We start from the raw sequence: 16,181 nt of genomic DNA on the forward strand, positions 1-16,181 counted from the left end.
TGCTATGAACCATCAACCATGAACTATAAGCTAATAAAACATTGTCTTATACGGGTAGCGGATGCCATACAGTTCTTTCACTTTATTTAAGATCGTTTCGCGCAAACCATCTACATTACGGCGTTCGGTAGCCGATACAAATACCACGCTGCCACTCAGCTCGTTGCTCCAGCGATCATATAAATCGCGCAAAATCTCTTCTTTGGTTGCTTCAGCCAGCCATTCATCAAAAGTGTGTGCTTCGTACAGGTCCATTTTATTAAAGATAGTGATCGTTGGCTTATCAGACGCGTTCAGTTCCTGTAAGGTTTTATTAACCACTGCCAGCTGGTCTTCATAATTGGGATGCGATATATCTACCACATGTAATAATATATCGGCTTCACGCACCTCATCAAGCGTGCTTTTAAAACTTTCCACAAGATGATGCGGCAGCTTACGAATGAAGCCGACAGTATCGCTTAGCAGGAAAGGCGTATTTTCAAAAACAACTTTACTGGTGGTGGTATCCAGCGTGGCAAATAGCTTATTCTCAGCAAATACATCGCGTTTGCTTAATAAATTCATAATCGTGCTCTTGCCCACATTGGTATAACCCACCAAAGCCACCCGGATAAACTCTCCCCTGTCCTTACGCTGTGTATATGCCTGCTTATCTATTTCAGCCAGCTTTTTTCGAAGCAGGGTAATTTTATCCCGCACAATACGGCGGTCGGTTTCAATCTCTGTTTCACCTGGTCCACGCGAACCAATACCGCCTCCCTGCCTTTCAAGGTGGCTCCACATACCGCGTAACCGGGGCAGGATGTATTGATATTGTGCCAGCTCCACCTGTGTACGCGCCTGGGCTGTTTTGGCCCTCCGGGCGAAAATATCGAGTATCAGGTCCGAGCGGTCGATCACTTTTATTTTCAGCTCTTTCTGGATATTATTGATCTGGGCGCCACTCAGCTCATCATCAAAAATCACAAGATTAATGCCCTGCGTTACAATATACTGGCGTATTTCCTCTAATTTACCTTTGCCTACAAAAGTCCGGGAATCCGGGTGCTGTAATTTCTGGATGAAGCGCTTTTTTGTTTCCGCACCTGCGGTTTCTGCCAAAAAAGCCAGCTCATCTAGATAGTCTTTTACCTGTTGTTCTGTCTGGTCCTTCTGCACAACACCCACTATGACAGCCGTTTCCCTGTCCTGTATAATATTCTTTTTATCTAACATATTGATGTTAGCAAAGTTAACAAAAATGCTGCCGGATAAAGGTTTATGCCAATTTGTTCGTCTTATAAGCTGGCTGAGCCATCCACAGGAGCTGAAGTGGATGTCTTAAACGGCTCCTTCGGAGGTACAAATCCGATGCGTTTTGTTCTGGGATGATTCAAATTGCCGGCAACAGGCCTCTTTTGAACATTTTTGAGGATACCGTTTTGGGCAAAAGAAGTTAGCCATCCTTCAAGGAGCGCGCGCGATAATTTTGTTCTGCAGCCCCAATAATGGGTAAATAACTACCTTTGTGCGTTTTAAAATTTGAAATCAATTGAAAAAATTCAAAAGAATATTTAAATATATCGGGTTGTATAAAGGAAAAATAGTCCTTTATATGTCGCTGACAATTCTTGCGTCCGCTCTGTCTGTCTGTTCTATCAGTATGCTGGCTCCGCTGATGTCTATCATTTTTAATGTACAGGGATTTTCCAGCGAAAGTATTCTTAAAAAAATACCGGGCGGCCATTATCTGGGAGAAGCATTGCTGGAAGCAGTGAATAACGGCAGGCAAATGCATGCGGTATTTTTATGCTGTCTTTTTATTATCATCGCGATTTTTCTGAAAAACCTGTTGCTGTACCTCTCTTCACTAATATCGGTTCCGGTAAGAAGCTCTATCATTATCCATTTAAAAAATGATATGTACGCAAAGGTGCTGACGCTGCCGGTTGGTTATTTTTCGGAGCAGAAAAAAGGAGACATTATGAGCCGGATGACGAATGATGTGGGACAAATTGAAAGCTCGATCGTCAACGCGATGGAAGGCATGATCAAAGACCCTATTATGGTTCTTTTTTATTTAGCTGCAATGATCACTATCAGCCCAAGCCTGTCTGTTTTTCTTTTGATACTATTGCCGGCAACCGCTTTTATTATTGGGCGTATCAGCCGCACTTTAAAGAAACAAAGCAATGCCGCGGCCTTAAGAGTCGGCGATACCCTTTCTATACTGGATGAAACGCTGGGCGGTATCCGAATTATCAAAGCATTTTGTGCAGAAAAAATCCTGAGTAACCGTTTCTTTGCATTGAACAGCACTTTGCTGGGTATTAATAAAAAAATATCGGCAAGAAGAGATCTGGCCTCCCCGCTTACAGAGCTGCTGGGCGTAATGGTGCTGTGCATTATTATTTATTTTGGTGCAAATCTTATTCTTAAAGGCGGCTCATTGGGCCCCGGCGAATTAATTGCTTTCATTGCTATGTTTGCCATGATGATCAACCCTGCAAAAGCGCTGTCTTCCTCTTTCTTCAACGTACAGGCCGGCTCTGCCGCTATTGAACGTATCGAGGATTTATTGAGCACCCCTGTAAAGGTTGAAGATAATGGTACGCAAAAACTGGCTTCTTTTGAGCAGGGCATCGAGTTCAGAAACGTATCGTTCTCCTATAACAATACGCCGATTCTTAAGAACATCAACCTGATCATTCCTAAAGGTAAAACTGTAGCATTGGTAGGCAGCAGCGGCGCAGGTAAAAGCACCCTGGCCGACCTGGTTCCCCGCTTTCATGATGTAACAGATGGAGAAATACTGGTAGACGGGGTGAATATTAAAGATTACAGCATCCAAAGCATCAGGGAAAAAATTGGTATTGTAAGCCAGGAGCCTATTTTATTTAATGATACTATTGGTAATAATATCACTTTAGCAGCCCCGGATGCATCAGGCACAGCAATTGAAAATGCCGCGAAGGTGGCCAATGCTTTCCAATTTATCGAGGGCAAGCCCGATAAATTTGACACCAATATTGGCGACAGGGGTGCAAAATTAAGCGGCGGGGAAAAGCAGCGACTCACCATTGCCCGCGCTGTATTAAAAAATCCGCCGATCCTGATCCTCGATGAGGCTACTTCTTCTTTAGACACGGAGAGCGAAAGGCTGGTGCAGGATGCCATCAACAATATGATGCAGAACCGCACTTCACTGGTTATTGCTCACCGCCTTAGTACTGTTCGTAATGCCGATGAGATCATTGTAATGAACAAGGGTGAAATAGCTGAACGTGGCAAACATCATGAGCTGATGCAAATTGAAAAGGGCATTTACCGCCGCCTGGTAGATATGCAGGAAATGGCTTAGTAATTGGAAATAGGGAGTGATAATGAGCAAGGAGTGCCTGCATCCAGCACTTATTGTTCACCACTACTGCCCCACCTGAAACTCTTGATATCAAACCCCGCAAGATCGAGCACCCTGTCTGTAACCGTAGCAACAAGCGCTTCAATCGTTTCGGGCACACTGTAAAAGGACGGAGTAGCCGGGCAAATAATACCGCCTGCCATAGCTATTTTTTCCATATTCCGGATATGAATAAGGTTATAAGGCGTTTCCCTTACCACACAGATCAGCCTGCGGCGCTCTTTTAAAATCACATCCGCGGCTCTGGTAATTAAATCATTGGATATCCCACCGGCGATACGACCTAGCGTTCCCATAGAGCAGGGTGCAATGATCATGGTATCGTATTGCCCGCTACCTGATGCAAAAGGGGCCGAAAAGTCGTTCTTGTGAAAGTATCGCACTCCTTCCTTTTTGATGAAGGGGGCCTGCATTTCTACATGCCACACTTCCATTGCGTTATCGGTAGCTACTACAGATAATTCTTCCCACTGATCTTTTAATTGTAAAAGCTTATCGATCATTTGGGCCGGATAAACTGAACCGCTGGCCCCGGTAATTGCAATCAGCACTCGTTTCGTCATATCAAAATTTTTTAGCTTTCCACTACCCCGCCGGTTACGGTGTACTTCATAGCATCGCCGGGGGTGAGATTTTCTATTGGTTTCACCCTTTCTTTAGGTAAAATATAAAGCTGGCCAGCAAAATTATATGCCTGCGGTACATATACCCCAACCATATCATGCCCCATATTAAATTTATCCATTTCATCATCAGTTAAAAAGCCTACGATCCATACATCATTATTGAATACGTTCGCTAATACTGCTTTGGTAAACTTTTTTTTGTCTCCGGCGAAAGCCTGGAAAAAATCTTTGATCGCTTTGTAGATCAGCTTAATGCCCGGCGTACGTTCCAGCCAGTGATCAAAAAAATTGATCACGCTTTCCATAATAAAATAACTGCTTAACCAGCCGATAAAAATAATAAACGCTATAATAAGCAAAAAGCCTATACCCGGTGTCGTAAACAAGGCTGGGCGCAGCAGGCTGTCTATCCAGTCAAATACAACATACAATATATATACTGTAATAGTAATAGGAGCTAAAATAATCACTCCCTGGACAAAGTACCTGAAAAGCGTTTTCAAAACCGTATCCTGGGGTCTGTGTGGTAAATATCTGGCCATTTGCCGTGCAAGATAGCATATCTTTACGGATCGGCATCATAACAGCTAACCCTTAAAAAAATGCTGTTTACCTAAAAAAATACCGGTTGAAAATAAAGTATTTTACTTTCGCGATCGTTATTCCTTAAATACTTTTTGACCAAAAAATTACACAAGGAAACTTTAGAACCTGTAAAAGTTTCCTTAGTTTCGCGGCACAATGGTAATGCTTATTGACAATAAAACAAGGATACGGGAGAAATCGAGAGAGCTTTTTATGCAATTAGGCATAAGAAGCGTAAGCATGGATGATATAGCTAATGCTATTGGTATGAGTAAAAAAACTCTTTATCACTATTATACTGATAAAGAAACACTGGTAGCCGATACTATTGAAATGGTTCTCAAAATCAGCAGTTCCAATTGTGAATATTGCAGGCAAAAAGCTCATAATGCTATACATGAAGGTTTTTTAGCTTCAGATTTTGTAGAAGAAATGATGAAAAGTATGAACCCGGCCTTATTGTTCGATATGCAAAAATATTATCCTGCCGCTTACCGCAAGTTCTTAAAATTTAAGGAAGAATCCCTGTACAACTTTATCTGTCAAAATATTGAATGGGGAGTAAGGGACGGTTTGTTCAGGGATGATATTAATATACACCTGGTAAGCCGGCTAAGAATAGAAGGTATAAACCTGCCTTTTCAGAGAAAGATTTACGAGGAAATAAAAACAGACCCAGGTGCATTACAAAAAGAGATACTTATCCTGTTCTTACATGCAATAGCAACTACCAAAGGTACAAGGATGATCAATAAATATAAAACCGAAAAGTTAAAACCACTGATCGATGACACAAAATAAAATAGCAATAGCAGCCCTCCTGCTCTTTGCATTTACAAAACCAATCTTTGCCCAGCAAACGCACTATTTCTCTCTACAACAAACCTTAGACTACGCACAAAAGAATAATATGCAGGTGAAGAATGCTTTGCTGGATATTAAGCTGCAGGAAGAGGTAAACAGGGAGGTTACCGGTAATGCTTATCCGCAAATAAGCGCTAATGGCAATATCACATACAACCCTAATGTTGCCGTTCAGCGGTTTCCCAATTTCTTTGCACCGGCAATAATAGGAGTATTACAGGAATTAGATGTGCGTAACGGTAACGGGCAACCCATTGAAGCGAATCCAAACGGCGATTATGGATTTATTGATGCCCAGTTCGGCACTAAATGGACTTCCAATGCCGGCGTTTCACTGAGCCAGATATTATTCGACGGCCAGGTCTTTACCGGATTACAGGCAAGGAAAACATTGATTGACTATAAGGAAAAGGCTGCCGAAGTAACTTTTGAACAGATAAAACAAAACATCGCAAAAATATATTATCAGCTTGTATTAAGCAAAACACAAATCGCGCTTATCGATTCAAATCTGGCATTACTTGAAAAAAATAAGCACGATACCAAAATCATGTATGATAATGGTTTTGCTGAAAAGCTGGATATTGATAAGCTGGATGTGCAAATAACCAATATCAGATCCCAGAAAACACAAATATTTAATAGTGTAAACAATGGTTATCTGGGCTTAAAGGTTCTAATGGGTATGCCAATGAAAGATCAGTTACAGCTTTCTGATACTTTGACTGATGAGAACCTGAAAGAGGGCATACTGGAAGCGATGGCTTTTGATTATTCACAAAGAAAAGATTACCAAACGGCTTTATTGGGAGAAAAATTGAATGAATATGATATTCAGCGATACCAGTACAGCAAAATCCCTACTCTTTCATTAAGCGGTAATTATACAAAAATGGCTATGGAAAACACATTGAGCAGAACCATGAACGGCAAGTGGTTTACCGCAAGTTCTATAGCATTGAACCTGCACATCCCGATTTTTACAGGCTTTGCCACTAATGCAAAAATTGCCCAGGCCAGGATCAGGTTACAGCAAACGCAGAACCAGATAGATGCGCTTAAATTAAGTATTGACCAGGAGCGCGAGACTGCTGTAAATACTTTTAAATCGGCCATTACAGATATGGATTACCAAAAGCAAAACATGTCGCTGGCAGAAAGAGTTTACCAGCAAACCAAAAAGAAATATGAAGTGGGAACCGGCAGCCAGCTGGAGATCGATAATGCTCGTGTTCAATTGCAGAGCGCTCAAACCAATTATTACAATGCCCTTTATAATGCAGTAATCGCAAAAGTAGATTTCTTAAAAGCATCGGGCAAACTTTAAACCTTATAAACAAACCACTAAAATCCCTTTTATGCAATATATTTTAAAACTGACAACCATCGTAGTATTTGCGGCTGTCCTGGCTTCCTGCGGCAGTGGCAAAAAAGAGAAGAACACCGCACTAAATGATAAAAAAGCCGAGCTCGAGAAGCTGAAAGGCGAGCAAAAGAAAATTACAGATCAGATCAATACGCTGAATGATGAAATCGCTGCTTTAGACCCCACTTATATAAAAGCCAAGCTGGTTTCAGTAGAAAAAATAGGTAGCGATGCTTTTGATCATTATATCGATCTGCAGGGAAAAATAGATGCCCGGAAAAATGCATATGTGGCTCCGCGCAACGGCCAGGGCGGTATTGTACGTGCTATTTTCGTAAAACAAGGCGACAGGGTACGCAAGGGACAGACCCTTTTAAAATTAGATGATGCGATCGCACGTCAGCAGTTAGTGGCCGCCCAGCAACAGGTAGCTACTGTAAAAGCCCAGTTGGAACTGGCAAGCACTACATATCAGCGCCAGAAAAATCTTTGGGAAAATAATATCGGTGCTGAAATGCAGGTAATACAGGCCAAAGCAAATGTAGACCAGCTGAATGCACAGCTAAAAGCAGTGGAAGCGCAGGCCGGTGCCGCAAGAGAACAGGTTGGTTTTACAAATGTTACAGCAGATATTGATGGAACTATAGACCAGCTGAACGTAAGAGTAGGCGAAGCCTTTACCGGCGTAAGCGCTACAGGCCCTCAAATATCAATAGTGAACACAAGCGCTTTAAGGTTACTGGTAAACGTTCCGGAAAATTACCTGGAACGGGTAAATGTTGGCACACCGATCACTGTTACATTGCCGGAAGCCAATAATAAACAAATAAAAACGAAAGCCTCAGTAGTAAGTAAGCTGATCGATCCTGCTACAAGAAGCTTCTATGTAGAAGCCGGAGTTCCTGCCGACCCTGCCATCCGTGCCAACCAGATCGCTAAAGTGCAGATTGAAGATTACAGCAGGCCCGATGCCATCACCATCCCGGTAAATACACTGCAAACCGACCAGCAGGGCAAATATGTTTTAGTTGCTGTTACCGAAAACAAAAAAATGATCGCGCGTAAAAAACGCGTTATTCCCGGGGAACTATATGGCGACAGGCTGGAAATTAAATCGGGACTTGTTGCCGGAGATCAGCTGATAACCGAAGGTTACCAAAGCATATATGATGGCCAGGTAATAACCACAACCGCTAGTCAATAAGCTGATGGTTGGCAGAGGACAGATAACAGCGACATCTCACCTCTGCTTACTGCCATCTGTCAACTATCCTTTGTCAAATCAAAAATAACCTCAATGAGTGTTTTAGAAAATTTCACTGAAAAATTTAAAGAGTTTAAGCCAACATCGTGGGCTGTAAAAAACCGTACCACGGTTTACCTGCTTATTCTCTTTGTAACCATATTTGGCGCTACCACTTTTGTTACGCTTCCTAAAGAAAGCTTTCCAGACGTGGTAATCCCTACAGTTTATGTTTCTACTATTTACGTAGGGAACTCTCCCAAGGATATGGAGAACCTGGTTACCCAACCCATAGAAAAACAAATAAAAGGAATTACAGGTGTTAAGATCTCAAAAGTAACCAGTACTTCGGTACAGGATTATTCCGCCATACAGGTTGAGTTTGGAACTGATGTAAAAGTAGATGTGGCAGTGCAGAAAGTAAAAGACGCGATTGATAAAGCCAAGCAGGACCTTCCTACCGATCTTACCCAGGAGCCTACCGCGCTCGAAGTAAGTCTTTCGGAAATGCCTATTATGTATGTAAACCTCAGTGGCGATTATGACGGGGTGCGTTTAAAGGAATATGCTGATAAGTTACAGGACAAGCTGGAAGAACTGCCGCAAATAACACGGGTAGATATGGTGGGTGCCCCTGAAAGGGAATTCCAGGTAAACGTGGATAACGCACGTATGCAGGCCGCCGGCATTACCTTCGATGATATATCCAATGCTATCAAATACGAAAACATGGATATCAGCGGCGGCCTGCTTGAAGTGGGTAACATGAGGCGCAACCTGCAGCTGAAAGGCCAGTTTAAAACCGCTTTCGATATTGAAAAAGTAATTCTGCGCAACACCAGCGGCAACCCCGTTTACCTGAAGGATATCGCCACTATTAAGGATACTGTGAAGGAAACAGAAAGCTATGCGCGGCTGGATGGAAAGAATGTGGTAACGCTGAATATAGTGAAAAGGTCTGGTGAAAACCTTATTGAAACCAGCGATGCTGTTAAAAAAATCGCTGATGAAATGAAAGCAGATATCTTTCCGCAGGACCTGAACGTGGTAATTACCGGCGACCAGAGTATCTCTACACGCACATCATTTAACGACCTGGTCAACTCTATTGTCATCGGCTTCATACTGGTCTTGATTATCCTGATGTTCTTTATGGGATTAACGAATGCCTTCTTCGTAGCATTAAGCGTACCGCTGAGTATGTTCGTGGCATTTATGTTCATTCCGTTAGGAGAAATAGTGATAGGTGGAAGTATTACGCTGAATTTTATGGTGCTGTTTGCGCTTCTGTTCGGCCTTGGTATTATTGTAGACGATGCCATTGTGGTAATAGAAAATACCCACCGCATCTTTGTAGAAGCCAAAGGTGCGATTGATTCGCAGAAGTCGGCCATGATGGCTGCCGGAGAGGTGTTTGTGCCGGTACTGGCCGGTACGCTTACGACGCTGGCTCCATTTTTCCCGCTTCTTTTCTGGCCGGGCATCATTGGGAAGTTCATGGTGTACCTGCCTTTGATGCTGATATTTACGCTTACAGCATCCCTGCTGGTCGCCTTTATCATGAACCCTGTATTTGCAGTGGATTTCATGAATCATCCCGAAGATCATACAGAAAAAAAGAAATCCCGCGTATTCCGTTCCAAACCATTTTTAACAATGGTCATCATTGGTGTACTGTTCGATATACTCGGATTAATGGCAAGGCCTAATGGAAGCGGTTTTTTCTTTGTGGGTAATCTTTCCCTTTGCATGGCTTTACTTACGGTGCTGAATACTTACTTTTTAACAGACTGGATACATGGTTTCCAGAACCGAGTATTGCCCTGGATCATGGATCACTATGAATCGCTGTTGAAATGGGCGGTTAACGGCTGGAGGCCGGTTTGGTTGCTGGTAGGCGCATTCGGGTTGCTCATCTTCTCTTTTATCGTCTTCAGTATTTCAAGTGCAGTAGGCAGAACACAGGTAGTATTCTTCCCGGGCTCCGATCCTAACTTTATTTATGTTTATCTGAAGCTACCCACAGGAACAGATGTTGAATACACCGATTCTGTTACACGCTACCTGGAAAGCAGGGTGAACCAGGCTTTAGATATTGATCATGCGAAAAATAAAACAAACCCGGTAGTGGAAAGTGTGATCGCGAACGTTGCCGTAGGCGCTGCCGACCCGAACAGTGGTGACAGGAGCACACGAAGCGAGCTGGGCCGTGTACAGGTGTCTTTTGTAGAATATGAAAAAAGGCATGGGGTAAAAACAGGGCCTTACCTCGATAAGATACGTGCGGCTATTAAAAATATTCCGGGCGCAGAAGTATCTGTAGAGCAGGAGCAGAACGGCCCGCCCACGGACCCTCCTATTAATATTGAAGTAGCCAGCGAACAGTTTGACGATATGATTAAAACATCGGTAGACCTTAAAAACTATTTAGACAGTATACAGGTTCCGGGGGTAGAAGAATTAAAGATGAATGTGGATCTGGCCAGCCCTGAAATTTCACTTACAGTAAATCGTGAACGTGCTTTAAGAGAAGGGGTTTCTTCGGCCCAAATAGGAATGCAATTGCGTACTGCCTTGTTTGGTAATGAAGCCAGCAAAATAAAAGATGGTGAAGATGAATATAAGATTTATGTGCGTAGCGATGAATTGCAAAGAAAAAGCCTGACCGATCTGCTGAATATGAATGTCCGCTTCAGGGATATGGCTACAGGGCAGGTAAAAAGCGTGCCAATAAGCTCGCTGGTAACTGTAGACTATACCAACACGCTGGGAAGTGTGCAGCGGAAGAATCAGAAGCGCGTTATTACTTTAAGAAGCAACGTACTTTCGGGATACACCCCTACGGCAGTGAATGCCCAGATTGCCAAATCCATTCAAAGTTTCAGGAAAACCGGTGATGATGTAACCATTAAGCAAACCGGCGAAGGGGAGCAGCAGGCTGAAACAGGCGCTTTCCTTGGAAAAGCATTGCTCATCGCCCTGGGCCTGATCCTGATGATACTGGTATGGCAGTTTAACTCTATGAGCAAATCTGTCATTATCCTTACCGAGATAGTTTTCAGTATCATTGGTGTACTGTTAGGCTTTGCGCTTACAGGTATGACGGTATCTGTAGTAATGACCGGTGTAGGAATCCTGGGTTTGGCAGGTATCGTAATAAAGAACGGGATTCTTGTAATTGAATTTGCGGATGAGCTGAGGGCACGGGGATTGAAAACAAGAGATGCAGTAATTCAGGCAGGTAAAACACGTATCATACCGGTATTGCTTACGGCACTGGCAGCGATACTGGCGCTAATACCGCTTGCCGTAGGATTTAACATCAACTTTGTTACCCTGTTCTCTGAGCTTAACCCGAGAATATTCTTCGGCGGGGATAATGTAACCTTCTGGAAACCGCTTTCATGGACCATTATCTTTGGTTTGCTATTCGCCTTCTTTATGACTTTGTTCATGGTGCCCAGTATGTATTTAATTGCAGAGAGGCTTAAACGTCCGATGCAAAAACAATATGGAGGAAAATGGATCTCCTTTATGGGAATTCCGCCTGCGATCTTCCTGTTTATACCATTAATGATTATAACCATGTTCAGGCAGAAAAAGAAGGTGTCAGCAAGAAGAAAGAAACTGGCAAGCGATCCTAATTCCAGTGATGCCTTTACAGGAAGCTGGCTATAAAAGATCCCATTAAACTTTACATAAAAATAAAAGAGGCTGTAATGGCCTCTTTTTTATTGAAATATTATGACCTGCTTATCCGTAACAATGGATTACGCCTTCCTTATGCAGGCGCAGGTGCTGCATGAAATCATCCGCTCTTCAAAATACTTATAGCAATTACCAGATTCAAGGCTGATTATCCCGTTTACAACTTTTTTAATCCCCTATACAAAATCTTTGTAAATACTTAACAAATAGGCATATATCTTCACCCCATTAAATATTCTGTCAAATTGAAACTAAAGGCTTTACTGCTCGCTTGTATAACAACTTATAGCGTAGTATACGGACAACCCGCTAAAATTTATTTAAGTCCCAAAGCAGCCACCCCGGCCGGCCAATCTTTGTTTTTTGACTCACTGAGGTTTTACCCGCTTGAAGCCAACAAAAAGGTGGAAATTGGACGTTATAGCTATGCCTATGTTGCTGATCAGTTCTTTTATATCAACAATTATTTCAAAAAAGCACTGCTTGTGTATACAAAAGATGGAAAGTTTGTAAAAGAGATCTCTTATAAGAAACTGGGAGAATCGGCATCTCCAAACTATGACAAGAATAAGCAACAAATGGTCTTTCTCTTAACCAATAAAAACTATAACCTTACACAAAAAGACAAAATAAAAATTAAAAACGGCTTTGACGATCCGCGAAACAAAAAGTACTACAAAAAGTATATTGTTGATTTGAATGATACCCTGTTCGCAATAAAAAAAGCAGCAATAACGGCTTTTGATATTTTGGGGGCCTATAACCTGAAGGATGATTATTACTGTACCTATGAAATATCTGTAGATAAAAACTACAGGGATAGTATTGATTACGAAGTAAAGATCTATAAAAATACAAAATTTGTAAACGGATATTTCCCGTATGATAAGCGTAAAGAAAGCCGGTACTTATACGGCCAGTGGTTAAGTGCACATACCCAGGAGTCGGGCAAGCCTGGTGCTTTTTACATTACCCGTCCTTATGTAGATACTATTTATACACTTTCCAACGGTGTGGTTACGCCGGCTTATCAGCTCATACTACCCATGGAGAACAGCCTTCCCAAATGGTTCTTTGAAAAACCTTTCAAAAACGCTACCGAAAGGGAAAATTTTGAGCGTAACAATGGCTGGTTACTCCGGCAAATTTATTCGCTAAATGAAACCGACCGGTTTATGATTTTTACAATAGGATTTCTCAGTAACTACGGGCAGTATGTTTACGATAAAAAAAACACGGCTACCTATGACATGAGAAAAGTGAAACCGGATAGTGCATTGTATAACCTTCCTCTTTTAATGGAGCGAAGCTATAGTATAGGAAGCAACCGAAAATTCTACACCCTTATAAGCCCGGAAGATCTTAAAAAAGTGTACGAGCTAAAAGACAAATCGGCCCCATTCCCTAAAGAACTGGAAGCCTGTTTCAAAGACAGTAAAAATCCTTCTGCTGTTATTGTTGAGTTCACTATCAAAACTAATTAATGAGACCGCTAATTTTACTCACGCTTGCTTTCATATTGTTATCGTCCGTTATTAAAGCACAAACAGGCACTATTAAAGGAACAGTAAAAGATTCTTTAACGGGGGTTTCCTTAGAATCAGCTACCGTCAGCCTTTTTAAGAAAGATTCCTCGCTGCTAAATTACCAGCTAACTGATTCCTATGGGGTGTTTCAAATCACTAAACTGCCTTTTCATACCGACATTATTTTAAATGTAACCTATGCCGGGTTTGGGAGTTTTTTTAAAACGATTCAGCTGGATTCAGCAGTATATAATATCAACATTTTGCTGTCGCCGTCTTTTCACGACTCTTCTAACGTAACCGTAACTGCTCATATACCTATTCGTATGAATGGCGATACGCTTGAGATCAATCCTGCAGCTTTTAAAATGGACCCTAATGCAGTGGTGGAAGACTTGCTGACCATGGTACCAGGTGTAACTGTTTGGGCAGATGGTACTATAACTATGAACGGGCGAAAAATTCCCAGTGTGTTAGTTGATGGAAAACCTTTTATGGGATCGGATGATGCCCGGCTGGCCACCCAAAACCTTCCTAAAGATGCTATTGATAAAATACAGGTGTACCAGGAAGTTGACAGAACACTTAAACCAGAAGAAAGGCGGCAAAAAGACTCTTTGCTTACCATGAACATCAGGCTGAAAGAAAACAAGCAAACCGGTTACTTTGGCAAAGCAGGCATAGGATATGGAACTACTAACAGGTTTGAAAGCGATCTTTCATTCCAGATGTATAATAAAAAAACCTCGTTTGGCATCGGTGGCGGATATAACAACATCAACAAAAATATTGAGAACCTGAAGGAGATGTTTCAAAATAACACTTACAGGAACTATAACCCCAACCTTCGAAATGTAGGAAATTTTAATACCGAAGGCATTAACAGGAACCATTCCATAGGTGGCGTTTTTACACACAATTTTATTGAAAACACCAACAGCAGGCAGAACGACAGAATTACTCTAAACTATACAAAATCCGGCACAAACAGCTTCCTCACCAATTTATCATTACAAAACAGAACTGCTTTGGATAATCCACAATGGGTACAGGACAGCTCAGTTACCAATGGGGTTGCCCAGAACCATAGTTTTGGAGTAAACTATATTAAGACCAACAGCTATAACGACAATTTTGCTATAAATGGTAATGCGGGTATTAACAGCGGCAATAGCGAAACTACGAGAGCCACCGATATCAGGGACTCGGTTAACAGTCTCATCAGCACCAACCATGTTGTAAATACCGAACAAAAAAGATCAAACCACCAATCGCTGTCCGCCAACTACTCAAAATACAGTAACGAAAATCCTTTGGCTCAGTTCAATGTTAACCTGAACGTTAATAACAGCAGCAGCGAATCTGACCGGTACGTAAACAGCATTTTTAAATCTTTCGTGAACAGCAGCGACGATACCACTTACAACCGCAACTATCACAATACCACTTCTAATTTAAATGTTGGGGCCGGTATAGGTTATGGAGGATTAAGAAGGTTGTTGTTTGGTCGGTTTAATTTCTTCGGTATCGATTTAAGCCTTGATCAACGTTTTAATTATACAAAATCTGACAGGGCAGACCGTGTAGCGGACTTTGACAGCCCCAATGGAAGCTTTAAAGTTAACGAGCGCTTAACCAATAATAATATCAACGAAAAAATAGAATATGCACCAACCCTTCGCCTGGGTAAATCATTTTATAAATGGAGCGACACTTACTCCCGTAACTTTTATATCTATATAAACTTCACCGAAGATCTTAAACAGGATAACAACTCGTCTTCATTCGCTATCCGCAATTTAAACCGCTCTTTTTCCTTTTTTAGATATGATGGTTACGTAAACTATAATTATAACAAAAGAGATGATTTTTCATACAACGTAAGCCTGAACTATAATAAAAACTTTGATTATGCCAGTGTTGACCAGCTGTACACTATCACCGATGATGTAGATGTATTCAATGTGCGCGTCGGGAATCCTGATTTAAAGAACAGGGTGAATCATAGTTACGGCTTTAACGCATGGTTCAATTCGCAAAAGCCTAAATCAAAATATGCCTATAATGGCAGTATCAACGGGAACTATAATCATTCACTGAACCCTGTTACCGACAGTTTAATTAATGATCCATCGGGTAAAAGAACATACTACTATATTAACGCCAGGCAAAGCCAGTCTTACAACCTGGGCTATAACCTGAATATTGTACGCACCCTTAAAAAAAGCAATCTTCAATTAATGTATAATGGCTCGTACAATAACAATAAAAATCCCAACTATATTGATGATATCTATTCCGAAACCAGCACTTCGGGCATCAACAACAATATCACGCTTCAGTTATCACTAAAGTCGATGATCATTTTTAATGTGGGTAAAAGCATCAGTAACTATAATACCGATCAATCCGGTGCTGGTTTAAGATCATTCAAAAACAAATCGGATATTACCCGGTTAGGTTTTACCGTAAACCTGCCTAAAAATTATACCCTCAGCTCCACGCTCGATCATACCCAAAATACCAATCTTGATAAGCCCATTGTTTTATGGAATGCATTTGCTACCTGCAGAATTTTAAAGAACGAGCAGGGAGAGCTTAAGTTTTCGGCAATGGATATTTTGAAGCAATTCAAAAACATCAGCAATACCGCCGGGCAGTTTGGTACCACTACCCGCATTACGAACGGCCTGCAACAATACTTTATGCTCACTTTTTCTTACTACCCCAGGAAATTTGGTAAAACAGAGATCAAAAAACGGGAAGTAAAAGAAATCTGGTAAAAGTAAGCTCCATTATTCTGTAGCTGCATAAAAGCTTCGGCTTTTGTTGCAAAAAAATGCCCCGCTTTCGCGAGGCA

Annotated in this window: 10 protein-coding genes; 7 read left to right on the forward strand and 3 right to left on the reverse strand. The window is 41.7% G+C overall.

The window, feature by feature from the left end; genetic code table 11:
* Positions 1-30: 30 nt before the first annotated feature.
* On the reverse strand, positions 31-1,218 hold the full coding sequence (gene hflX / locus ACYVBM_RS03300; RefSeq protein WP_460684189.1) for a GTPase HflX: 1,188 nt from the start codon (positions 1,216-1,218) through the stop codon (positions 31-33).
* A 379-nt stretch (positions 1,219-1,597) separates the two neighbouring features.
* Between hflX and ACYVBM_RS03305 the strand changes: the two genes are divergently transcribed.
* Positions 1,598-3,343 (forward strand): ABC transporter ATP-binding protein, encoded by a 1,746-nt coding sequence (locus ACYVBM_RS03305; RefSeq protein ID WP_460684190.1) that lies wholly within the window; start codon positions 1,598-1,600, stop codon positions 3,341-3,343.
* A gap of 50 nt (positions 3,344-3,393) precedes the next feature.
* Here ACYVBM_RS03305 and ACYVBM_RS03310 read toward each other — a convergent pair whose 3' ends face one another.
* Together ACYVBM_RS03310 and ACYVBM_RS03315 are read right to left on the reverse strand one after the other, a co-directional pair.
* Entirely contained in the window at positions 3,394-3,966 is a 573-nt protein-coding gene (locus ACYVBM_RS03310) for a UbiX family flavin prenyltransferase (protein WP_460684191.1), read from the reverse strand.
* Positions 3,967-3,977: 11 nt separating this feature from the next.
* The gene (locus tag ACYVBM_RS03315; protein ID WP_460684192.1) at positions 3,978-4,571 is read right to left on the reverse strand and encodes a DUF502 domain-containing protein; all 594 of its coding nucleotides are present in this window, start codon (positions 4,569-4,571) and stop codon (positions 3,978-3,980) included.
* Positions 4,572-4,770: 199 nt separating this feature from the next.
* On the opposite strand from ACYVBM_RS03315, the gene ACYVBM_RS03320 reads away from it, so the two are divergent.
* From ACYVBM_RS03320 to ACYVBM_RS03345, 6 genes are all read left to right on the forward strand, one after another.
* A complete protein-coding gene (locus ACYVBM_RS03320) occupies positions 4,771-5,415 on the forward strand; it encodes a TetR/AcrR family transcriptional regulator (protein WP_460684193.1) in 645 nt (214 codons plus the stop codon).
* Complete coding sequence (locus tag ACYVBM_RS03325; protein WP_460684194.1) at positions 5,402-6,805, forward strand: TolC family protein; 1,404 nt, start codon at positions 5,402-5,404, stop codon at positions 6,803-6,805. The genes ACYVBM_RS03320 and ACYVBM_RS03325 overlap by 14 nt, the downstream gene beginning before the upstream one ends.
* 31 nt (positions 6,806-6,836) lie before the next feature.
* Positions 6,837-8,048: an efflux RND transporter periplasmic adaptor subunit gene (locus ACYVBM_RS03330; protein ID WP_460684195.1), complete on the forward strand. Its 1,212-nt coding sequence runs from the start codon at positions 6,837-6,839 to the stop codon at positions 8,046-8,048.
* Between the two features lie 93 nt (positions 8,049-8,141).
* On the forward strand, positions 8,142-11,765 hold the full coding sequence (locus ACYVBM_RS03335) for an efflux RND transporter permease subunit (protein ID WP_460684196.1): 3,624 nt from the start codon (positions 8,142-8,144) through the stop codon (positions 11,763-11,765).
* Positions 11,766-12,040: 275 nt separating this feature from the next.
* Positions 12,041-13,279 carry a 6-bladed beta-propeller gene (locus ACYVBM_RS03340; RefSeq protein ID WP_460684197.1) on the forward strand — a complete coding sequence of 413 codons (1,239 nt, stop codon included), beginning with the start codon at positions 12,041-12,043 and terminating at the stop codon, positions 13,277-13,279.
* A complete protein-coding gene (locus tag ACYVBM_RS03345; RefSeq protein ID WP_460684198.1) occupies positions 13,279-16,104 on the forward strand; it encodes a carboxypeptidase regulatory-like domain-containing protein in 2,826 nt (941 codons plus the stop codon). Before ACYVBM_RS03340 ends, ACYVBM_RS03345 begins: the two co-directional genes overlap by 1 nt.
* The last annotated feature ends 77 nt before the right edge of the window (positions 16,105-16,181 follow it).

This window comes from Niabella aquatica (assembly GCF_054779315.1).